Raw genomic sequence first — 20,465 nt, 5'->3', positions numbered from 1 at the left:
AATTTTTGCCCGATATCGAAAAGGCGGAAACACTCTTGATTTTAGGGCTGACTTATTTGTTTAAAATAAAATAGGATTTTTATGGTGATGCCGTGTAGTGTTTTGTAGTGTTAGTGGATGTGAATTTGATTTAAGTCAAGGTGAGTGAATTTTAAGTTCATATAATAGGAATATTAAAATGCTTGTGTAAGGGAATGGCGATGTTGCGCGCCCAAAAGTTTCTCGCGCTGTGCGGCCGGCCTTGGCTGGCGGCCATGCTGGTGTGGTTGGCCGTGCTGGTGGCGGTGGTGCCGCAGGCGTGGGCCGAGCGTTTGCCTGAATTTTTGGCCAAAACGCCGGTGGCGGAAATTTTTCCGGGCGCTGATGCTTATGGTGCGCCCGAGGGTAAGCCTGTGGTGGCGCGTGCGCTCAAAGGCGGCGAGCCGCTGGGCTATGTGTATCTCACCACCGATGTGGTGAACACGCGCGGCTATTCGAGCAAGCCGATTGATATTTTGGTGGGCATCGCCAACGACGGCACCATTGTGGGCGCCAAGCTGGTGGAGCACCACGAGCCGATTGTGTTGATCGGCATTCCGCAATCCAAGGTCGATAAATTCATCAACGATTATATCGGCCTCAATCTGATTAAATCGCCCACCCCCGGCAATAAAGCGCCTTCCGACATCATCAGCGGCGCCACGGTGACGCTGATGGTGATTAACGACAGCATCCAGCGCTCGGTGCGCGCGCTGGCGCACCAATACGGCATCGGCACAGCGGCTGCGGCCGCGCCTACCGCACCGGCCGGCGGCACGGCGCCTGTGGCTGCACCGGTGCAAACCCGCCCGCACCGCTTGGTGAATATGCAAAAAGCCGATGTGCAATCGTGGCAGGCGCTGCTCGATCAAGGCGCGATTGCGCGCCTGCACATGACGGTGGATGAGGTGAACAAAGCGTTTGAAACCGGTGACAAAGCCGCCGCGGCCGAGCACCCTGAAAAAGGCCCGGGCGACGATACTTTTGTGAACCTTTACACCGCTTTGGTAAGCCAGCCTGCCATCGGCAAAAGCCTGCTCGGTGAAGCGGACTGGAATGATTTGCAAGGCCGTCTGAAAAGCGGGCAGCAGGCAATCGTGGTGGCGGGCGAAGGGCGTTATTCGTTTAAAGGCTCGGGCTATGTGCGCGGCGGCATTTTCGACCGCATCGAGGTGATTCAGGGCGATGAGAGCTTCCGCTTTACCGACCTCAACCATCAGCGCCTGCCTGCTTTTGCTGCCGAGGGCGCGCCGCATTTCAAAGAAATCGCGCTGTTTACCGTGCCGGAAGATGCGCATTTTGATGCCGCCGAGCCGTGGCGGCTGCAATTGATGATTCAGCGTGTGTTGAGCGTGAACGATAAAGCCTTTGCCACAGCTGATTTGAATTACCAATTGCCGCAAGCCTACACGGTGGACGACCCCGAAGGCACACCGGTGCCACTGGAAGCCGCCGCGCCGGCGGCGATTGATGCGGCTGCGGGTGTTGTTGAAGAAGCCGATTCGGCGCTGTGGAAGCAGATTTGGCAGGGCAAACGCTGGCAAATCGGCGTGGTGTCGCTCTCTTTGCTGATTTTGGTGGCGGTGTTTTTCTTTCAAGACACGCTCACAAAACACCCGAAATTTTACGACCGCTTCCGCTTGGTTTTCCTTACCTTCAGCCTGTTTTACATCGGCTGGTATGCACAGGCGCAATTGTCGGTGGTGAATGTGCTCACCTTCACCACGGCTTTGCGCACCGGATTTTCATGGGAATATTTCCTGATGGATCCTTTGGTGTTTATTTTGTGGTGCGCCACGGCGATTTCGATTTTGTTTTGGAACCGCGGCGCATTTTGCGGCTGGCTGTGCCCGTTTGGCGCTTTGCAGGAATTGCTCAACCGCATCGCCAAAAAGCTGGGTGTGCGCCAGATTAATGTGCCGCACGGCATGCACACGCGGTTGGCAGCGTTGAAATATGTGATTTTTATGCTGCTTTTCGGTGTGTCGCTTTATGAATTGGGCTTGGCGGAAAAATTGGCGGAAGTGGAGCCGTTTAAAACCGCGATGATTTTGAAATTTATGCGTGAATGGTGGTTTGTGGCGTTTGCGCTGGTGCTGCTTTTGGCCGGTTTGTTTGTCGAGCGCTTTTATTGCCGCTATTTGTGCCCGCTGGGCGCGGCCTTGGCCATTCCGGCGCGCTTGCGGGTGTTTGACTGGCTGCGCCGCTATCCGATGTGCGGCAACCCCTGCCAGCGTTGCGCCCACGATTGCCCGGTGCAGGCGATTCACCCCGAGGGCGATATCGACCCGAACGAATGCATTCAGTGCCTCAACTGCCAAATGCTCTACCACCACCAAACCGACTGCCCGCATGTGGTGCAGGTCAACCGCAAAAAGCAAAAGCAGGCTGCGGCCAAAGCCGAGCTGGATGCGCAGCGCGCCGCGCAGGGGCAGGTGGTGCATTTTGTGGAAAGGCCGTCTGATACCAATCCAAAAAAATAACCTAACTTCGTTGTCTCGCCTTGCCGTACTAGTTGTACTGTCTGCGGCTCGCCGCCTTGTTAGCTTACTTTTTTGAATTGGTATGAAAGCCGGCGCGATGCTGTTAAATGAAATAACGCAGATTGAAATGAAACCGATATTGTTTAACCCGTTACGGAAGGCCGTCTGAAAGGCAGACGTGACACCGCTTTAATCAAGGAGAGTTGTATGTCAGACGATAAATTAAACCAAACCGGTTTGAGCCGCCGCTCGTTTTTGGGCACGGCTGCCGTTTCGGGCGCGGGCATTGCCGGTGCCGGCCTTTTGGGCTTGGCCGGTTGTTCAAACAAAAGTGAAGGTGGCGCCGCCAGCGGCACAGCCGGCTCAAGCGCTGCTGCCGATCACAGCGATTATGTGGGCCCGGGCGAATTAGACCAATATTATGCGTTTAACTCGGGCGGCCAATCGGGCGAAGTGCGCGTGTTGGGCGTGCCCTCGATGCGCGAGCTGATGCGCATTCCCGTGTTTAATATGGACAGCGCCACCGGCTGGGGCCGCAGCAACGAGAGCCTGAATATCCTCAACGGCAACATCACCCCCGAAACGCGCAAATTTTTGCAGGATAACCATATGCGCTGCATGCCCAACGGCGATTTGCACCACCCGCATATGTCGTTTACCGACCAAACTTACGACGGCCGCTATGTGTATGTGCAGGATAAAGCGAATAACCGCGTGGCGCGCATCCGCTGCGATGTGATGAAAACCGACAAAGTGGTGGAAATTCCCAATGTGTCGGGCGTGCACGGCCTGCGCCCGCAGCGCTATCCGAAAACCGGCTATGTGTTTGCCAATGGCGAGCACATTATCCCCATCACCAAAACCGACAGCCAAACCGACCCGAAAGACTGGTGGGCGATCTACACCGCTGTTGACGGCGAAACCATGGAAATCGCCTGGCAGGTGCAGGTGGACGGCAACCTCGATAACGGCGACGCCGATTATCAGGGCAAATATTCTTTCTCTACCTGCTACAACTCAGAGCGCGCGCTCGATGTGCAGGGCGCTTCCGGCAACGAGCAAGACTGGGTGGTGGTGTTTAACATCGCCGCGATTGAAGAGGGCATCAAAAAAGGCGATTTCAAAGAAATCAACGGCGTGAAAGTGGTAGACGGCCGCGCCGCTGCACAATCGAACTACACCCGCTATATTCCCGTGCCCAACTCACCGCACGGCTGCAACGCCTCGCCCGACGGCAACTACATCATGCTCAACGGCAAATTGTCGCCCACCGTTACCGTGCTCGATGTGCACAAGCTGGATGATTTGTTTGCCGGCAAAATCCAACCGCGCGATGTGGTGGTGGCCGAGCCGCAATTGGGCTTGGGGCCTTTGCACACCGCATTCGACGGCCGCGGCAATGCCTACACCACGCTGTTTATCGACAGCCAAATGGTGAAATGGAATATCGACAAAGCGATTCAAGCCTACAAAGGCGAGAAAGTCGACCCGATTATTCAGAAGCTCGATGTGCATTACCAGCCCGGCCACAACCACACCACCATGGGCGAAACCAAAGAAGCCGACGGCAAATGGCTGGTGTCGCTGAATAAATTCTCGAAAGACCGCTTCTTGAACGTGGGCCCTTTGAAGCCGGAAAACGATCAGCTCATCGATATTTCGGGCGATGAAATGCGCTTGGTGCACGACGGCCCGAGCTTTGCCGAGCCGCACGATATGCTGCTGGTGGCTGCATCGAAAGTGCATCCGAAGCAAACGTGGGATCGCAACGACCCGTGGATGTGGCAAGCTGCGGTAGATCAGGCCAAAAAAGACGGCGTGATTCTCGAGCGTGCCGCCAATGTGATTCGCGACGGCAAAAAAGTGCGCGTTTACATGACGGCCGTGGCGCCCGTGTTCAGCGTGCCGCAGTTTGAAGTGAATCAGGGCGACGAGGTAACCGTGTATGTGACCAATATGGAAACCATCGAAGACCTCACCCACGGCTTCACGCTCGACAACTACGGCATCGCGCTGGAAGTGGGCCCGCAGGCCACGGCTTCGGTAACGTTCACCGCCAGCCGCCCGGGTGTGCATTGGTTTTATTGCCAATGGTTCTGCCACGCGCTGCACATGGAAATGGGCGGCCAAATGATTGTGAAGGCCTAAAGTAGTGAATAGGCCGTCTGAAAGCGCTGCAAAGCTTTCAGACGGCCTTTATATCCAATAAATAATAAAAATTGATTAATGATTTATCCCCATTCAAAAAAGTAAGTTTGACGGGCAGAAAAATGCAGTAAGCCTATTTTTTTGAATCGGGATGATCCACACAGAAACACCACACTTAAATATGTTTACGCACCTGAAAAAAGCCTTGTGTTTGGCCGGCTGCTTTGCCGGCATGCAAAGCGCTTATGCCGCCGCGATTGATGTGGCCGCAGGCAGCGATTTGCAGCAAGCAATTGCACGCGCAAACGCGGGCGACACTTTGCGCTTGGCGGCGGGGCAGTATCGGGGGCAAATCATCGTCGATAAGCCGCTCACCATCGAAGGCCCCGAAGGCGGTGTTGCCAAAATCGAGGGCACGCGCACGGGGCGCACCATTGAAGTGAGCGCGCCCGATGTGGTTTTGCGCCGCCTCACCATCACCCGCTCGGGCTTGAGCCTGCCGGCCATGGATGCGGGCGTGTTTCTCGCCCAAACCGCCCTGCGCGCGCAAGTGGCAAACAATCAGATTCTGGAAAATTCCGTGGGCGTGTATATCCACGGCGCGGCCGACTCGCGCGTGAGCGGCAACCGCATCGTGGGCGATGCCAAGCTGCGCGTGAATGAGCGCGGCAACGGCGTAACCGTGTGGAACGCGCCCGGTGCGCAAGTGACGGATAACGACATTTCCGAAGGCCGCGACGGCATTTTTTCCAACACCAGCACCCGCAATCTTTATCGAAACAACCGCTTCACCCGCCTGCGCTATGCCGTGCACTATATGTATACCAACGACAGCGAAGTGAGCGGCAATGTTTCAGACGGCAACAACATCGGCTATGCGATTATGTTTTCCGAGCGCTTGAAAGTGGCCGACAATATCGCCCTCAATAGCCGCGATCAAGGCCTGATGCTCAATTATGCCAACCATTCGAGCATCACCGGCAATGTGATCGACAAAGCCGAAAAATGCGTGTTTATCTATAATGCCAACCACAACACCATCAGCGGCAACCATTTTGAAAACTGCGAAATGGGCATTCATTTCACCGCCGCGGCCGAGGGCAACCGCATTTTCAACAATGCTTTTATCAATAACCAAAGCCAAGTGAAATATGTGGGCACGCGCTATATTGAATGGAGCGACGGGCAGCGCGGCAATTATTGGAGCGACAACAGCGCTTTCGACCTCAATGGCGACGGCATCGCCGACACCGCCTACCGCCCCAACGGCATCATCGACCAAATCGTGTGGCGCGCGCCGGTGGCGCGGCTGCTGCTCAACAGCCCGGCTGTGAGCATTGTGAAATGGGCGCAATCGCAATTTCCCGCCATTTTGCCCGGCGGCGTGGCCGACAGCAAGCCGCTGATGAAGCCGCCGGCCAACCCCACCCTCAACCGCTACTACCAAAATCAACATAAGGAACACCCATGAACGCGCCCACACCCCATGTTGTTTTGCGCGGCGTGAGCAAGCGCTACGGCAGCCGCTATGCCGTGAAAAACATTGATTTGAGCCTGAGCGCCGGTGAATGCGTGGGCTTGGCCGGCCACAACGGCGCGGGCAAATCCACCATCATCAAGCTGATGCTCGGCCTGATTACGCCCAGCGAGGGCGAAGTGGATTTGTTGGGCAAAAATATTGCCGCAGGCTCAGGCGCCGAATTGCGCAGCCAAATCGGCTATCTGCCCGAAACCGCCGCGCTGCACCCCTCGCTCACCGGCAAAGAAACGCTTGATTTTTATGCCAAGCTGAAAAAGCAGCCCACCGCTAAAAATGCCGATTTGCTCGCCCGCGTGGGCATTGCGCAGGCGGCCGGCCAGCGCGTGGCTACTTATTCAAAAGGCATGCGCCAGCGGCTGGCCTTGGCGCAGGCGCTCTTGGGCACGCCCAAAGTGTTGCTGTTTGACGAGCCCACCACCGGGCTGGATCCGGCTTCGCGGCAGATGTTTTACGGCATTGTGAAAGAATTGAGCCGCGAAGGCGCCACCGTGTTGCTGAGCACACACGCGCTGGCCGAGCTCGACGGCCACGCCGACCGCATTGTGGTGATGAAAAACGGCAGCAAAGTGGCCGATGGCAGCCTTGGCCAATTGCAGGCGCAAAGCGGCTTGCCGGTGCATATCCGCGCGCAATTGAAGCAGGCCGCCGATTTGCCCGCCCATTGGCAGCTTTCAGACGGCCTCATGTTTGCCACGCAATGCAGCGCCGAAGACAAAATGGCGCGGTTGCGCGAATTGGGCGGCATGGACAATATCGCCCAGCTCGATATCCACACGCCCACGCTGGATGAAATGTATGCACAATTTTTAAAGCGGGAGGATGTATGAGCCCCATTTGGATTATCACCGGCAAAGAAGTGCGCGACAGCCTGCGCAACCGCTGGGTGCTGGCGGCCACTTTGCTGCTGGCCGCGCTGGCTTTGTCGCTGGGCTTTTTGGGCAGCTCGCCCACAGGATCGGTGAAAGCAGACCCGCTCACCATCACCGTGGTGAGCCTATCGAGCCTGTCGATTTTTCTGATTCCGCTGATTGCCATGCTGCTCGCTTACGATGCCGTGATCGGTGAAATCGAGCGCGGCACCATGGCGCTGCTTTTGAGTTATCCGGTGTCGCGCTGGCAGGTGCTGGTGGGCAAATTTATCGGCCATCTGATTATTCTCACGCTGGCCACCACAGCGGGCTACGGCTTGGCAGGTATTGCTTTGCAGCTGGCGCACGGCGGGCTGGATTTTGCCGCCTGGAAGCCGTTTGCGCTGCTGATCGTGGCCAGCGTGCTGCTGGGCGCGGCTTTTTTGGCGATGGGCTATTTAATCAGCGCCAAAGTGAAAGAGCGCGGCACGGCAGCGGGCATCGCCATCGGCGTGTGGTTGTTTTTCGTGGTGATTTTCGATATGGCGCTGTTGGGCATTTTGGTGGCCGACAGCAAGCAGGCCATCACCGCGCCGATGCTGGAAACCATTTTATTGTTTAACCCCGCCGATGTTTACCGCCTGCTCAACCTCACCGGCTATGAAAATACCGCCATGTATGCCGGCATGGCCGGGCTGAGCGGGCAGCTCACCCTCGGCATGCCCGTGTTGGTGGCGGCGCAATTATTGTGGATTGCCCTGCCTTTTGCGCTGGCCGCCTGGATTTTCCGAAAGCGACAAATATGAAAAATATCTGCATCACGCTGGCCGCCGCCCTGTGGCTGGCCGCTTGCGGCGGCAACAGCGAAACCGCGCCGCCGCCCGCGCCGCAACCGATCACCGATGCGGCCGTGGGCCATTATTGCACCATGAACCTTTCCGAGCACACCGGCCCCAAAGCGCAGCTTTTCATCAACGGAAAGCCCGATAAACCGGTGTGGTTTTCCACCATCAACCAAATGTTCGGCTACACCAAATTGCCCGAAGAGCCCAAAGGCATCGCCGCGATTTATGTAACCGATATGGGCAAAGTGACCGACTGGAACACGCCCAACGCCGATCAGGCCTGGGTGGATGCCTATCAGGCTTATTATGTGATCGAGAGCCGCTTTATCGGCGGCATGGGCGCGGAAGATGCGCTGCCCTTTGCCGATAAAGCGCAGGCCGAAGCTTTTGCCGCGAAAAACGGCGGCAAAGTGGTGGCTTTTAATGAAATGCCGGAAGAATATATTTTCCGTTGATTCTAGGGTCTGCTCACAATTCATCCGTGCGTAAGATTTTGAGCCAAAAGATTGCCATATGATGAAATGTGAACAGACCTTATCAATGGCCGTCTGAACGATAACCGCATCAACACGGAGCACATCATGAATGCTGCCAACCCCTTTACCCGCCGCCGCTTTATCGGCATCACCGCCGCCGTGGCTGCCGTGGCCGCCGTGCCTTGGGCGGCACGCAGCATAGGCCGTCTGAATGCCGCCGCCGAGGGCATCGCGCCGGTGACGTGGCGCGGCATTGCGCTGGGTGCCGATGCCCAAATGCGCCTTTACCACCCCGATCGCCGCTTTGCCTTGCGCCTGATTGAAAGCGCCGTGGCCGAAGTGGCGCGGTTGGAAAAAATATTCAGCCTTTATCGCGACGACAGCCAGCTTGTGCGGCTCAACCGCAGCGGCCGCTTGAGCCGCCCGAGCGCCGATTTGCTGGCGCTGCTGAGCCAAAGCCGCGAAATCCACGCGCTCACGCAAGGCGCGTTCGACCCCAGCATCCAACCTTTGTGGCAGGCTTATGCCAACCATTTCACGCAGCAGCCGCACAGCGAAAGCGCACCGCCGGATGCTGTGTTGCAACGCGCCTTGGGGCTGGTGGATTTCAATCAAGTGCATTTCGACCAAGCCGCCGTGGCTTTTGCGCGCCCGGGCATGGCCTTATCGTTTAACGGCATCGCCCAAGGCTACATCACCGACCGCATCACCGAGATGCTGCGAGAAGCCGGCTTAACGCGCGCGCTGGTGGACATGGGCGAAATCCGCGCCCTCAACACACAAGATGATGCGGTGTGGCAGGCCGGCATACGCAATCCGGATAACGAAGAAACCGTGTTGCTCAAGGTGCCGCTGCACAACCGGGCGCTGGCCACTTCCGGCGGCTACGGCACCGTGATGGACGAAGCGGGGCGCTTCACCCATTTGTTTAACCCGAAAAACGGCAGCAGCAGCCCGCGCTACCGCAGCGTGAGCGTGATGGCGCCCGCCGCCGCCACCGCTGATGCGCTCTCCACCGCTTTTTCTGTGAGCAGCCCCGCCGCTATCCACCGCGCCGCCGCACAAGTGGCCGGCTTGAAAGCCTGGCTGGTGCTGCCCGACGGGCAGGTGGAAACCTTGGGTTGAGCAAATAAAACGAGGCCGTCTGAAAACGTTTCAGACGGCCTGTGGGCTTGTTGGGTTTTCAACCCAACCTACCGGTTGTGTCACTTTTTCTTGCATTCCACTATAAAGGCAGTTCGGCAGCATCATCTGCGTAGGTCGGATTCTTGAATCCGACGTTTGGCCGGCGGCCAAAGTGATGTGCGTGCCTTGTTCTGCGAACAAGTGTCGGATTCGAGAATTCGACCTACGGGCTCTTGCCGTGCCTATCTACCGCTTGCGCAGGCGCGACAAAAGGGAGTTTGCAAAGGTTTGAGGCCGTCTGAAAGGTTTTCAGACGGCCTCGTTTTATTTGCGCTTTTGTTTAAGCTTTATTCGTCTTCTTTCACGCGCATGGCCATTAAGGTGTGCAGGCGGCGGTTGTCGGCGCGGGCGATGGTGAATTGCAGGGGGCCGATGATCACTTTTTCGCCGCGCACGGGCAGGTGGCCGATTTCCTGAATCACCAAGCCGCCGATGGTGTCGGCTTCTTCGTCGCTGTAATCGGTGCCGAAATATTGGTTGATGTCTTCGATTTCGGTGGTGGCGTTGATGCGGTAGCGCTCGGCGGATACGGGAAAGATATTGTCGGCGCTTTCGTCTTCATCGAATTCGTCTTCGATGTCGCCGATGATTTGCTCGATGATGTCTTCAAAGGTTACGAGGCCGGAGGTGCCGCCGTATTCGTCGACCACGATGGCCATGTGGTTGCGCTGCTCGCGGAATTCTTTCAACAAAAGGTTGAGCGGCTTGCTCTCGGGCACAAACACGGCGCTGCGCAATACGGCGCTGAGGTTGAATTGCTCGGGGTTGAGCGTGTATTTGAGCAGGTCTTTGGCGTGCAGAATGCCCAACACTTCGTCTTTGTCTTCGCCGATCACGGGGAAGCGCGAATGGGCGGTTTCCACCACATAGGCGATGATGCGCTCGATGCTGTCGCCGGCTTTGATCACATCCATCTGGCTGCGTGTGATCATGGCGTCGCGCACCTCTAATTCGGCAAAATCGAGCACTTTTTCCAGCCGCACCAGCGTGTCGGCATCAAACACTTCCTGCTCGTGCGCCTGGCGCAAGATATTCACCACCTCGTCGGCGGTTTCGGGGGCGTCGCCGGTGAGGCGGTTGATGAGGCGTTCAAAAAAATTCGGTTTCGACGGGGCATCGTCCATGTCAGATTTCGTCCTGTGCGTAGGGGTTGGGGTATGCTAACTGATTCAGCAGGCGGATTTCAAGCGTTTCCATGGCTTCGGCTTCATCGTCTTCGATGTGGTCGTAGCCCATCAGGTGCAACACGCCGTGAAGGGTGAGGTGGGCAAAGTGCTGTGCGGGTGTTTTGCCTTGCTCGGCGGCTTCTTTCAGCACCACTTGCGGGCAGATAATCAGGTCGCCGAAAAGGCCGTCTGAAAGGTGGGGTGCGGGCAAATCTTCGCCTTCGTTCAGCGCGAAGCTCAGCACATTGGTGGCGTAATCTTTGCCGCGATAGTCGCGGTTGTAGGCGCGGGCTTCAGTTTCATCAAGCAGAATAATGCTGATTTGGGCGCGGCGGTATTCGTTTTTCAGGGCTTGCCAGGCCCAGCGGTAAAAGTCGCGCTCGGCCGGTGTGTTTGCTGCGCTGCTTTGGTTGCTGAAATGCAGGGTGAAGCGCTGTTGCTGTAGGGCTAAAAAAGGGTAGCGTTTGGCGGATTTCATGGCTTTCAGACGGCCTTAAACGGTGGTAACAGGGTGTTTGTTGCGCTGATAGGCGCGGTATTTGCGCCAGGCCCAAAAAGCCAGCAGCAGCGCAAGCAGCACGGCGGCAAAGGGGATAAACAGGCTCAGCAGCGTCATGAACACAGCCGCGCCGGTTTCGGCCACGGAAACCACAGGGTTGGCCAGCCCGCCGGTGGTCACGGTGCTGGCGGCGCGGCCGGTGGCGGTGGCGCCTTTAATCGCGGCTGCGGCGCCGCCGCCGGCGATAATGGCCAGCGTCCAGGTGATGGCGGGGCTTAAATCGGCGGTGGTCGAGGCCATGATGGCGGTGCCGGCAATGCCGGCCAAAGGCACGGCCAAGGTGTCGAGCAGGTTGTCGATAAAAGGCACGAGATAAGCGCCGATTTCGGCCAAGGTGGCCACGCCGAGAATAATCAGCGCGGGGGTGGAGGCGAGCCATTGCCAGTTTTCATTGACCGGCCACAAGCCGAAATAGGCCGAAAGGCTCAGGGCAAATAAGGGCAGAAACACGCGAAAGCCCGCGCTGGCAGCTAGGCCGATGCCCAGCGCAATGCTCAGAAGGGTGGTGAATGTCATGGGTGTGGAAAATATGTCGGCAGAAGCTTGAATCATACTGAATCGCAGGCCGTCTGAACAAGGCGTTTGCCTGTTTTTTCAGACGGCCTCGGGCAAGTGTGGTGTTTTGGTGCGGCAGCCGGCGGGGCGGATGTTTTCAGACGGCCTCGGGCAAGTGTGGTGTTTTGGTGCGGCAGCCGGCGGGGCGGATGTTTTCAGACGGCCTGTTATACCCATTCAAAAAAGTAAGCGAACCAGGCAGAAGCCTGCGACAGTGCAGATATAGTGGCATGCAAGAAAAAGTGATACAAAACTGCGCATTATAAGGGGTAGGTTGGGTTGTCAAACCCAACGTTTCAGACGGCTTGTGAGCTTGTTGGGTTTTCAGCCCAACCTACCTTTTGTGTCACTTTATTATGCATTTCACTATAGTACGGCAAGGCGAGACAACGCAGTCAGGTTATTTTTTGGATGGACATTACTCGGTAAGCAATAAGGCTTGGGTAAAGCCCATATGGTGCTGCCATTCGCGCACAATCAGCAGCAGGGCTTTGAATTGTGCGGTGTCGGGCAGGGTGTCGGGCGTGGGATAGCGGCTGATGTGTTGAAACGTTTGCTCCACGGTTTCGCGGCTGAGCAATCCTTGCGCATCGGCCAGCACAGCCAGATCGGGCTGGGCGAGATAAAGCGTGCTTTGGGGGTTGATAAGCGTTTGCAGCGGTGAGATGGCGTCTTCCACCATCATGATGGCGCGCTCCCATTCGTATTCGCTCGGCGGATTGTGGCGCAGCAAGGTGGCGCTGCCGATGGCAAGTGTGTGGCGGCTGCCGTCGGGCAGGGTGAGAGTGGTGTGCTCGGGGGCGATATGCAAAATGGTGTTCATAATCAATGGTTTCCGTTAAGCGTCATCATTGCAGGCCGTCTGAAAGTTTTCCGACGGCCTGCATTATATTTATTCAAACAACCAGCCACACTAAAAAGGCCAGCAAAGCGGGCGCGCCCTGCACCCACAGGATTTTTTTGCTCGATGTGTAGGCGCCAAACAGCGCGGCGCTGATTACGCAGCCAAGGAAAAAGGCTTGCAAAGGGCGCGCCAAATCGGGCGCGGCAAACAGGCTCCAAATCAGGCTCCAAATCAGGCCGGCGGCGAGAAAGCCGTTGTAGAGGCCTTGGTTGGCAAATAGGGTGCGGATTTCGGGCTGCTGCAATTTTTCTAAGCTGATGTTGAACGCGCGCGCGGCTCTGGGTGAGGGCACGGTGATTTCCAACCACATGATGAATAAGTGCTCGAGCGCCACAATCAGCACCAAAATGGAAAGCAAAAGGCTCATGATGATTCTTTCGTGTGTTGCGCCTGCTCGTCGGCGGCGTCATAGGCTTCCACGATTTTCTGCACCAGCGGATGGCGCACCACGTCTTCGCTGGTGAAAGTGTGGAAATAAAGGCCTTCGATGCCGGCGAGCTTTTCTTTGGCATCTTTCAGGCCGGATTTGATGTGGCGCGGCAAATCGATTTGGCTGATGTCGCCGGTGATCACGGCTTTGGCGCCGAAGCCGATGCGGGTGAGAAACATCTTCATCTGCTCGGGCGTGGTGTTTTGCGCTTCATCGAGAATCACATAAGCGCCGTTGAGCGTGCGCCCGCGCATATAGGCCAAGGGCGCGATTTCAATCAGGCCTTTTTCGAGCAGTTTGGTCACGCGGTCGAAGCCCATCAAATCGTAAAGCGCATCATAGAGCGGGCGCAGATAGGGGTCGACTTTTTGCGCCAAGTCGCCGGGCAGAAAGCCGAGCTTTTCGCCGGCTTCCACCGCCGGGCGCACCAACACGATGCGTTCGACTTGGTGTTTTTCCATCGCATCCACCGCTGCGGCCACGGCCAAATAGGTTTTGCCGGTGCCAGCAGGCCCCAAGCCGAACACCACATCGTGGTTGAGCAGGGCGCGGATATAGCCGTTTTGGCGCGGCGTGCGCCCGCCTATGCTGCCGCGCTTGGTGCGGAAATAATATTGCTGGTCGCGCGTTTGCGCTTCAAAGGCCTCATCGGCGGTTTTGGCTTCCACGGCGGCGAGGCGGATATCGTTGTCGGATACATCGCCTTTTTCGGCCACGGCGGCCAAGGAGAGTAAGGCGTTGCGCCCGGCATGTGCGAGGCTGCCCATAAAGGTAAAGTTGCCGAAGCGGCGGCTGATTTGGATATCGAGCGCTTTGCCCAGCGTGGCCAGGTTGCTGTCGAGCGCACCGCACAGGCGTTGCAGCACGGCGTTGTCGATGTCTTCAAATTGCAGATGGGTGGTGTGGCTCATGGTATTTTCCGGGTTGAATGCTTTATATATGGTTGTGAGCGCTTAAAAAATCAAGGCCGTCTGAAAGGTTTCAGACGGCCTTGATTTTTTAAGATGAAGGGCATAAAAAAGCGGGCTTTCGCCCGCGAAGCTTTTCTGTTTAGCAACAAGAAAAGAAGGAAATCAGAAACTGCCAATCGGCAGCAGCAATGATATGGACATATTTTAGCATAATTTAAATGGCATGTATGCAACTGCTCATTAAAATCAATAGCCCAAACGCTGACAAATGGTGGAGACCAAGCCGGCCTGGTTTAATGTGTAGAAATGCAGGCTGGGCGCGCCTTCGCGCAGCAGGCGCTCGCACATTTCGGTGACCACATCCAGCGCCAGCGCTTTGATGGCGGCGGTGTCGTCGGCGTAAGATTGCAGCTTCAGACGCAGCCAGCGCGGAATTTCGGCGCCGCAAGTGTCGGAAAAGCGCGCCAGCTTGCTGAAGCTGGCAATCGGCATAATGCCCGGCACAATCGGAATCTCCACCCCGCGCCCGCGCGCATCGTCCACAAAACGGAAATAGGCGTCGGCGTTGTAAAAATATTGCGTAATTGCCGAATCGGCGCCGGCGCGGGCTTTGCGCACGAAATTATTCAAATCGTCTTCGGCGCTGCGCGCTTGCGGGTGGTATTCGGGATAGGCGGCCACTTCCACATGAAAATCGCTGCCGAATTCGGTTTTGATTAATTCCACCAGCTCGTTGGCATAGCGCAGGCCGCTCATGCCCGAGCCCATGCCGGAAGGAATATCGCCGCGCAGCGCCACAATGTGGCGCACGCCCATTTCTTTATATTGTTGCAATAATTCAATGATTTCAGCCGGCTGCATGCCCACGCAGGGCAGATGCGGCGCAGCGGCCACGCCCTCGCTCAGAATGTCGGTGATGGCTTGCAGCGTGCCCTCTTTGGTGGAGCCGCCGGCGCCTGAGGTGCAGGAGAAAAATTCAGGGTTGTATTGGCTCAGCTGCTTGCGCGTAATCACTTGCTTGGCGCGCCCCTCGGGCGTGCGGGTGGGGAAAAATTCGAAGCTGAGCTTTTTTTGACTGCCGGTCATGATGATTGCCTGTGTTTAACGGTTTCTTTAATGATTAACTGATTCTTCTTTAATTAGGTTAGGGCTTTCCCGCCATCGAATCAAGCGAATTGTAGGGGATTTGGCTGAAAAAAATTCTTTGAATCATTAGTGTGATTCATGCGCTGGGCGGCTTTGCCATGATGTGCCGAATATCATTCTGATTCGGCCATGAAATATTTGCGCGTTTGCCAAGCGGGCGATTGTTTTACATTTCCACATCAAATAGCCGGTTTTTAAACCGGCAGCGGCTGCATGCTTTATAATCCCCGCATCCATAATTCCGCCGCCGGCTTTCAGACGGCCTCTACTTAAAAAAAGACCTGCAAATGAAATGGCTCAAACGCTCCACCGCAATTATGCAAACTGTTTACCGCTACGGCTTGGGCGATATTTTCGCCGGCCATGCGCGCGCCGCCTGGCTTCGCCGGCTGTTGCGCAAGCTGCCGCGCAGCCCGCTGGCCGATAAGGAACCGCTGCCGGTGCGGGTGCGCTTGGCGCTCGAGGGGCTGGGGCCGATTTTCGTGAAGCTCGGCCAAGTGCTCTCCACGCGCCCCGATATTCTGCCGCCGGCTTATGCGCAGGAATTAGCGCGTCTGCAAGATAAAGTGCCGCCGTTTGACGGGGCTTTGGCGCGCGCACAAATCGAGGCATCATTAGGGCGGCCGATTGCCGATTTGTATGCCGAATTCGATATCGAGCCGGTGGCCAGCGCTTCGGTGGCACAAGTGCACCGCGCCCGATTGCACAGCGGCGAAGCGGTGGCGGTGAAGGTGTTGCGCCCCAATATTTTGCCGGTTATCGAGCAAGATTTGGCGTTGATGCGCTTTGGCGCGGGCTGGATCGAGCGCTTGTTTGCCGACGGCAAGCGCCTGAAGCCGCGCGAAGTGGTGGCCGAATTCGACAAATATCTGCACGACGAGCTCGATTTGATGAAAGAAGCGGCCAATGCCAGCCAGCTCGGCCGCCAGTTTGCCGGCAGCGATATGCTGATTGTGCCCAAAGTGTATTTCGATTATTGCAGCCGCGATGTGCTCACCATCGAATGGATGGACGGCACGCCGATTGCCGATATCGCCACGCTGCAAGCGCAGGGCATCGATTTGAAGAAACTGGCCCGCTATGGCGTGGAAATTTTCTTCACCCAAGTGTTTAAAAACGGTTTTTTCCACGCCGATATGCACCCGGGTAATATTTTGGTGGCCGACGACAACCGCTATATTGCGCTCGATTTCGGCATCGTCGGCAGCCTCACCGATTACGACAAGCGCTATCTGGCGATTAACTTTCTGGCCTTTTTCAACCGCGATTACCACCGCGTGGCCACGGCGCACATCGAGTCGGGCTGGGTGCCGCCCGACACCCGCGCCGAAGAGCTCGAAGCGGCGGTGCGCGCCGTGTGTGAGCCGATTTTCAACAAGCCTTTGTCGCAGATTTCGTTTGGCTTGGTGCTGATGCGCCTGTTTGAAACCAGCCGGCGCTTTAATGTGGAAATCCAGCCGCAGCTCGTGTTGCTGCAAAAAACGCTGCTGAATATCGAGGGTTTGGGCCGCCAGCTCGACCCTGATTTGGATTTGTGGGCCACGGCCAAGCCTTTTTTGGTGAATTGGATGAACGATCAAGTGGGCGTGAAAGCCCTGTGGCACAATGTGAAAAACGAAGCCCCCGATTGGGCAACAATTTTGCCGAGCCTGCCGCGCAAGCTCAATATGCTGGTGGACGAAACCCGCCAGCAGGAAATGCGCGATGCCTATATTCATCTGGTGAAAACGCAGCAGCGCCAAAATGTGTGGCTGGCGGTGATTGCGGCGGCATTGGTGCTGATTTTGCTGTTTAAATAAAGTGCGTGGTGAAAAGGCCGTCTGAAAATATTTTTCAGACGGCCTTTTCTTTAATAATGGAATGCATAAAAAAAGTGATACGGCGGGTTGGGTTGTAAATCCAATAAATGCACAAGCCGTCTGAAGCTGAAACTGTTTAAATAAAGTGTGCAGCAAAAAGGCCGTCTGAAAAAATGTTTCAGACGGCCTTTTTTAGATGATACAACTTGGAAAAATCAATCCACCCGCTGCCAGGTTTGCGTGCGGCCCAGCACCGAAACGCCCATAAAGCCGCGCACTTTCAATGATTTGCCGCCATTAGCCAGCTCGGCTTTGGCGCTGTAGGTTTTGCCGCTTTTCGGGTCGTAAATCTTGCCGCCCTCATATTTGCCGTCTTTTTCCTGCAGGCCGGTGAGCACGTTTAAGCCGATTAAGGGCTTGGCGGGCTGGCAGGCCGGGCATTCGTTTTTCACCCCTTCGGCCAACGACACGATGCGGCCGTTAAACGTGTTGCCCGATTGGCTGATTTGCACCACAGCCTTGGGCTTGCCGCTTTCATCATCAATGGTGCGCCACTTGCCTTCAATGCCTTGCGCCAAAGCCAGCGGGGCAGCCAGCAGCAGTGCGGCTGATAAAATTAATTTATTCATGATTTCTCCTGTGTTATCCGCTGTTTGAGTGTTGTGCGGTTGGAAAAGCATAATCAAAAAAGGCGATTAGGTAAAGCGCTCTAATGGTTTAAATTTGTTTAAAAATCAAAGATAAATAAATAAAGGCCGTCTGAAAGCGCAAAGCAGGCTTTCAGATGGCCTCTGCGGGCAGGCGCGGCACGGGCAAAGAGGCGAATTGTGCTATAATCGCGCGTTAAAAATTATCCTTAGATTTCAGGAAACATCATGAGCTTAAAATGCGGCATCGTCGGCTTGCCCAACGTCGGAAAATCCACCCTTTTCAACGCCTTGACCCAATCGGGCATCGAAGCGGCCAATTATCCTTTCTGCACCATCGAGCCCAATGTGGGCATTGTGGAAGTGCCCGACCCGCGCATGGCGGCGCTGGCGAAAATTGTAAACCCGCAAAAAATGCAGCCGGCGATTGTGGAATTTGTCGACATTGCCGGCCTGGTGGCAGGCGCGAGCAAGGGCGAGGGCTTGGGCAACCAGTTTCTCGCCAACATCCGCGAAACCGATGCGATTGTAAACGTGGTGCGCTGCTTTGACGACGACAACATCGTGCATGTGGCCGGCAAAGTCGACCCGATTGCCGACATCGAAACCATCGGCACCGAGTTGGCGCTGGCCGATTTGGCCAGCGTGGAAAAAGCCATTGTCCGCGAAGGCAAGCGCGCCAAATCGGGCGACAAAGAAGCGCAAAAGCTGGTGGCGCTGTGTGAAAAACTGCTGCCGCATTTAAACGAAGGCCTGCCCGCGCGCTCGGCCGGCCTCGATGCCGACGAGCTGGCGCTGCTCAAGCCGCTGTTTTTGCTCACCGCCAAGCCCGCGATGTATGTGGGCAATGTGGCCGAAGACGGCTTTGAAAACAACCCGCATCTGGCGCGCCTGCAAGCATTGGCCGCCAAAGAAAACGCGCCCGTGGTGGCTGTGTGCGCTGCGATGGAAAGCGAAATCGCCGAGCTGGAAGACGAAGAAAAAACCGAATTTCTGCAAGAAATGGGCTTGGAAGAGCCGGGCTTAAACCGCCTGATCCGCGCCGGCTACGATTTGCTCGGCCTGCAAACCTATTTCACCGCCGGCGTGAAAGAAGTGCGTGCCTGGACCATACACAAAGGCGACACCGCCCCGCAGGCCGCCGGCGTAATCCACACCGATTTCGAGCGCGGCTTTATCCGCGCGCAAGTGATTGCCTATGATGATTTCGTGGCCTTGGGCGGCGAAGCCAAAGCCAAAGAAGCCGGCAAAATGCGCGCCGAGGGCAAAGAATATGTGGTGCAGGATGGCGATGTGGTGCACTTCTTATTTAATGTGTAATACCGATTTAAATAAACAAACCATTATTGAATAAGCCAAAAAGGCCGTCTGAAAAATCGTTCAGACGGCCTTTTTGCAAAACCCGCTTCGATGCTTTCTTGCACACAAGCGCTGGGTTGGAAGCCAACCGGATTGAATCGCAAAAGAGCAGATTGGCTTGCGCCTGTTTGATGCATGAGTTATGGATCAGGCCGTCTGAAAACCAATGGCATAAATACATGCATTAATGCAGGTAAAGCGCAACGGCGCAGCGGCCGCTTTCGGTAAAGTGAGATTAAAAATTTGCTAAAGCGCGGCACTTTCCGGGCGGTTTCTGTTCATAATGAGCACATGCCCAAAGGCCGTCTGAAAGAGCGGCATGCGGCAAACCATTTCAACACAACGCAGGAATCATTATGAACGCGCGCAAACTGTTTATCTCATTATTCGCCGCCACCAGCATGGCGGCCGCGCCTTTGGCCATGGCCGAAATGGGTCGCACCGAAAGCACCATTGTCGGCGCTGCTGTGGGCGGCGTGGCCGGCAGCCTGATCGGCGGCGACATGCAATCCACCTTGCTCGGCGCCGCTGCCGGCGGCCTTTTGGGCAACTTAATCAGCAAAAACAACAGCAACTACACCCGCGAAGGCTATTACAACAACCGCTATTACTACGGCGGGCGCGAATTCAGAAGCCGCCGCGATTACAACGCATATCGCGAAGCCGTGCGCCGCGATATGCTGCGCGATAAAGAAGCGCGCCGCTATCAAGCCTACAACAGCTACCGCCACCAACATGTAAACGCACGCGGCAACAGCCGCTACGGCCACCAGCAATGGCAAAACGGACGCGGCCACGGCCGCTCCGGCATGGCGCGCGGGCACGGGCATCGTTAAGTGGGTCAATGGTTTGTATCCACAAAAAAGAGCACGCAAATGTGCTCTTTTTTGTGGACATCACTTTAGGGTCTGTTCACATTTCATCACGCGGCAATATTTTGGCTCAAAAACGCACCTGCTGCGTTGAAAATGCGCGCAAGGTGTTCAACCTTGCTGTGCTTTTCGCCTTGCAGCCACGCTTTTGCGCTCAAAATCTTACTCGCGGATGAAATGTGAGCAGACCCTAGGGTCTGTTCACATTTCAGCACACAGCAAATTTTTGGCTCAAAACGCGCCTGCCGCGTTTTTCGCTTTGCAAGCACGATTTTGCGCTCAAAATCTTACGTACGGATGAATGGTCAGGACGCCCTTGGGTGCAATGCCGGGTAGGTGCTTATTATTTATTTTGTATGGCGATATTTTGAACAGCCATTATCAATAAACACGCAAAAGGAAACACGCAAAAGGCCGTCTGAAAACTTCAGACCGCCTGGGCCGGTGCCGGCAAAGGAATAAAGTATTTTTGTTCAGCCATTTAATCTATACCAGATAACACATAAATAAAACCGTTTGCGAGAATAAAACCATCGGGCGGGCAGCCTCATTTTAAAATCAATCATTGCGTCAG

Annotated in this window: 18 protein-coding genes; 10 read left to right on the top strand and 8 right to left on the bottom strand. The window is 55.9% G+C overall.

Annotated elements, in window-relative coordinates; translation table 11 throughout:
• The first annotated feature begins 194 nt into the window (after positions 1 to 194).
• From LVJ78_RS10360 to LVJ78_RS10330, 7 genes are all read left to right on the top strand, one after another.
• Positions 195 to 2,501, top strand: coding sequence for a 4Fe-4S binding protein (locus tag LVJ78_RS10360; RefSeq protein WP_424580107.1), 2,307 nt, complete (start codon positions 195 to 197; stop codon positions 2,499 to 2,501).
• Positions 2,502 to 2,708: 207 nt separating this feature from the next.
• Complete coding sequence (nosZ, locus tag LVJ78_RS10355) at positions 2,709 to 4,649, top strand: TAT-dependent nitrous-oxide reductase (RefSeq protein WP_132952896.1); 1,941 nt, start codon at positions 2,709 to 2,711, stop codon at positions 4,647 to 4,649.
• Between the two features lie 181 nt (positions 4,650 to 4,830).
• Positions 4,831 to 6,120 carry a nitrous oxide reductase family maturation protein NosD gene (locus LVJ78_RS10350; RefSeq protein ID WP_243650323.1) on the top strand — a complete coding sequence of 430 codons (1,290 nt, stop codon included), beginning with the start codon at positions 4,831 to 4,833 and terminating at the stop codon, positions 6,118 to 6,120.
• Positions 6,117 to 7,016 carry an ABC transporter ATP-binding protein gene (locus tag LVJ78_RS10345; protein WP_132952892.1) on the top strand — a complete coding sequence of 300 codons (900 nt, stop codon included), beginning with the start codon at positions 6,117 to 6,119 and terminating at the stop codon, positions 7,014 to 7,016. Before LVJ78_RS10350 ends, LVJ78_RS10345 begins: the two co-directional genes overlap by 4 nt.
• A complete protein-coding gene (locus LVJ78_RS10340; RefSeq protein WP_132952890.1) occupies positions 7,013 to 7,843 on the top strand; it encodes an ABC transporter permease in 831 nt (276 codons plus the stop codon). Before LVJ78_RS10345 ends, LVJ78_RS10340 begins: the two co-directional genes overlap by 4 nt.
• Positions 7,840 to 8,337, top strand: a complete 498-nt coding sequence (locus tag LVJ78_RS10335) for a nitrous oxide reductase accessory protein NosL (RefSeq protein ID WP_132952888.1) — start codon at positions 7,840 to 7,842, stop codon at positions 8,335 to 8,337. Before LVJ78_RS10340 ends, LVJ78_RS10335 begins: the two co-directional genes overlap by 4 nt.
• Positions 8,338 to 8,463: 126 nt before the next feature.
• Complete coding sequence (locus LVJ78_RS10330) at positions 8,464 to 9,483, top strand: FAD:protein FMN transferase (protein ID WP_132952886.1); 1,020 nt, start codon at positions 8,464 to 8,466, stop codon at positions 9,481 to 9,483.
• 347 nt (positions 9,484 to 9,830) lie between these two features.
• Here LVJ78_RS10330 and LVJ78_RS10325 read toward each other — a convergent pair whose 3' ends face one another.
• The 7 genes from LVJ78_RS10325 to metF form a co-directional block, all read right to left on the bottom strand.
• On the bottom strand, positions 9,831 to 10,667 hold the full coding sequence (locus LVJ78_RS10325; protein ID WP_132952884.1) for a CorC family transporter: 837 nt from the start codon (positions 10,665 to 10,667) through the stop codon (positions 9,831 to 9,833).
• Between the two features lies 1 nt (position 10,668).
• Complete coding sequence (gene ybeY / locus LVJ78_RS10320; protein WP_132952882.1) at positions 10,669 to 11,187, bottom strand: rRNA maturation RNase YbeY; 519 nt, start codon at positions 11,185 to 11,187, stop codon at positions 10,669 to 10,671.
• Positions 11,188 to 11,202: 15 nt separating this feature from the next.
• Positions 11,203 to 11,820 carry a DUF4126 domain-containing protein gene (locus LVJ78_RS10315; RefSeq protein WP_243650322.1) on the bottom strand — a complete coding sequence of 206 codons (618 nt, stop codon included), beginning with the start codon at positions 11,818 to 11,820 and terminating at the stop codon, positions 11,203 to 11,205.
• 421 nt (positions 11,821 to 12,241) lie between these two features.
• Positions 12,242 to 12,646, bottom strand: a complete 405-nt coding sequence (locus LVJ78_RS10310) for a hypothetical protein (RefSeq protein WP_132952880.1) — start codon at positions 12,644 to 12,646, stop codon at positions 12,242 to 12,244.
• A gap of 73 nt (positions 12,647 to 12,719) precedes the next feature.
• Positions 12,720 to 13,094, bottom strand: a complete 375-nt coding sequence (locus LVJ78_RS10305) for a DUF1304 domain-containing protein (protein ID WP_132952878.1) — start codon at positions 13,092 to 13,094, stop codon at positions 12,720 to 12,722.
• Complete coding sequence (locus LVJ78_RS10300; RefSeq protein WP_132952876.1) at positions 13,091 to 14,068, bottom strand: PhoH family protein; 978 nt, start codon at positions 14,066 to 14,068, stop codon at positions 13,091 to 13,093. Before LVJ78_RS10300 ends, LVJ78_RS10305 begins: the two co-directional genes overlap by 4 nt.
• A 246-nt stretch (positions 14,069 to 14,314) precedes the next feature.
• A complete protein-coding gene (gene metF / locus LVJ78_RS10295; RefSeq protein ID WP_132952874.1) occupies positions 14,315 to 15,154 on the bottom strand; it encodes a methylenetetrahydrofolate reductase [NAD(P)H] in 840 nt (279 codons plus the stop codon).
• 347 nt (positions 15,155 to 15,501) lie between these two features.
• On the opposite strand from metF, the gene ubiB reads away from it, so the two are divergent.
• Complete coding sequence (gene ubiB / locus LVJ78_RS10290; RefSeq protein WP_132952872.1) at positions 15,502 to 17,013, top strand: ubiquinone biosynthesis regulatory protein kinase UbiB; 1,512 nt, start codon at positions 15,502 to 15,504, stop codon at positions 17,011 to 17,013.
• A gap of 215 nt (positions 17,014 to 17,228) precedes the next feature.
• Here the strand turns inward: ubiB and LVJ78_RS10285 are convergent, their stop codons facing one another.
• Positions 17,229 to 17,642 (bottom strand): DUF2147 domain-containing protein, encoded by a 414-nt coding sequence (locus tag LVJ78_RS10285; RefSeq protein ID WP_132952870.1) that lies wholly within the window; start codon positions 17,640 to 17,642, stop codon positions 17,229 to 17,231.
• A 246-nt stretch (positions 17,643 to 17,888) separates the two neighbouring features.
• Here LVJ78_RS10285 and ychF point away from each other — a divergent pair, with 246 nt between their 5' ends.
• Positions 17,889 to 18,980, top strand: a complete 1,092-nt coding sequence (gene ychF / locus LVJ78_RS10280; RefSeq protein ID WP_132952868.1) for a redox-regulated ATPase YchF — start codon at positions 17,889 to 17,891, stop codon at positions 18,978 to 18,980.
• A gap of 395 nt (positions 18,981 to 19,375) precedes the next feature.
• Positions 19,376 to 19,855, top strand: a complete 480-nt coding sequence (locus LVJ78_RS10275; RefSeq protein ID WP_207894268.1) for a glycine zipper 2TM domain-containing protein — start codon at positions 19,376 to 19,378, stop codon at positions 19,853 to 19,855.
• The last annotated feature ends 610 nt before the right edge of the window (positions 19,856 to 20,465 follow it).

It is taken from the genome of Uruburuella suis (assembly GCF_022870845.1).
Classification (GTDB): domain Bacteria; phylum Pseudomonadota; class Gammaproteobacteria; order Burkholderiales; family Neisseriaceae; genus Neisseria; species Neisseria suis.
The sequence above is the reverse complement of the archived record's forward strand: the minus strand, read 5'-3'. Positions and strand labels throughout refer to the sequence as shown.

Excerpts from the sequence above, each read along its gene's own strand:
- LVJ78_RS10360 (WP_424580107.1), top strand. The coding sequence starts at position 195 with ATGGCGATGTTGCGCGCCCAAAAGTTTCTCGCGCTGTGCGGCCGGCCT.
- nosZ (WP_132952896.1), top strand. The coding sequence starts at position 2,709 with ATGTCAGACGATAAATTAAACCAAACCGGTTTGAGCCGCCGCTCGTTT.
- LVJ78_RS10350 (WP_243650323.1), top strand. The coding sequence starts at position 4,831 with ATGTTTACGCACCTGAAAAAAGCCTTGTGTTTGGCCGGCTGCTTTGCC.
- LVJ78_RS10345 (WP_132952892.1), top strand. The coding sequence starts at position 6,117 with ATGAACGCGCCCACACCCCATGTTGTTTTGCGCGGCGTGAGCAAGCGC.
- LVJ78_RS10340 (WP_132952890.1), top strand. The coding sequence starts at position 7,013 with ATGAGCCCCATTTGGATTATCACCGGCAAAGAAGTGCGCGACAGCCTG.
- LVJ78_RS10335 (WP_132952888.1), top strand. The coding sequence starts at position 7,840 with ATGAAAAATATCTGCATCACGCTGGCCGCCGCCCTGTGGCTGGCCGCT.
- LVJ78_RS10330 (WP_132952886.1), top strand. The coding sequence starts at position 8,464 with ATGAATGCTGCCAACCCCTTTACCCGCCGCCGCTTTATCGGCATCACC.
- LVJ78_RS10325 (WP_132952884.1), bottom strand. The coding sequence starts at position 10,667 with ATGGACGATGCCCCGTCGAAACCGAATTTTTTTGAACGCCTCATCAAC.
- ybeY (WP_132952882.1), bottom strand. The coding sequence starts at position 11,187 with ATGAAATCCGCCAAACGCTACCCTTTTTTAGCCCTACAGCAACAGCGC.
- LVJ78_RS10315 (WP_243650322.1), bottom strand. The coding sequence starts at position 11,820 with ATGATTCAAGCTTCTGCCGACATATTTTCCACACCCATGACATTCACC.
- LVJ78_RS10310 (WP_132952880.1), bottom strand. The coding sequence starts at position 12,646 with ATGAACACCATTTTGCATATCGCCCCCGAGCACACCACTCTCACCCTG.
- LVJ78_RS10305 (WP_132952878.1), bottom strand. The coding sequence starts at position 13,094 with ATGAGCCTTTTGCTTTCCATTTTGGTGCTGATTGTGGCGCTCGAGCAC.
- LVJ78_RS10300 (WP_132952876.1), bottom strand. The coding sequence starts at position 14,068 with ATGAGCCACACCACCCATCTGCAATTTGAAGACATCGACAACGCCGTG.
- metF (WP_132952874.1), bottom strand. The coding sequence starts at position 15,154 with ATGACCGGCAGTCAAAAAAAGCTCAGCTTCGAATTTTTCCCCACCCGC.
- ubiB (WP_132952872.1), top strand. The coding sequence starts at position 15,502 with ATGAAATGGCTCAAACGCTCCACCGCAATTATGCAAACTGTTTACCGC.
- LVJ78_RS10285 (WP_132952870.1), bottom strand. The coding sequence starts at position 17,642 with ATGAATAAATTAATTTTATCAGCCGCACTGCTGCTGGCTGCCCCGCTG.
- ychF (WP_132952868.1), top strand. The coding sequence starts at position 17,889 with ATGAGCTTAAAATGCGGCATCGTCGGCTTGCCCAACGTCGGAAAATCC.
- LVJ78_RS10275 (WP_207894268.1), top strand. The coding sequence starts at position 19,376 with ATGAACGCGCGCAAACTGTTTATCTCATTATTCGCCGCCACCAGCATG.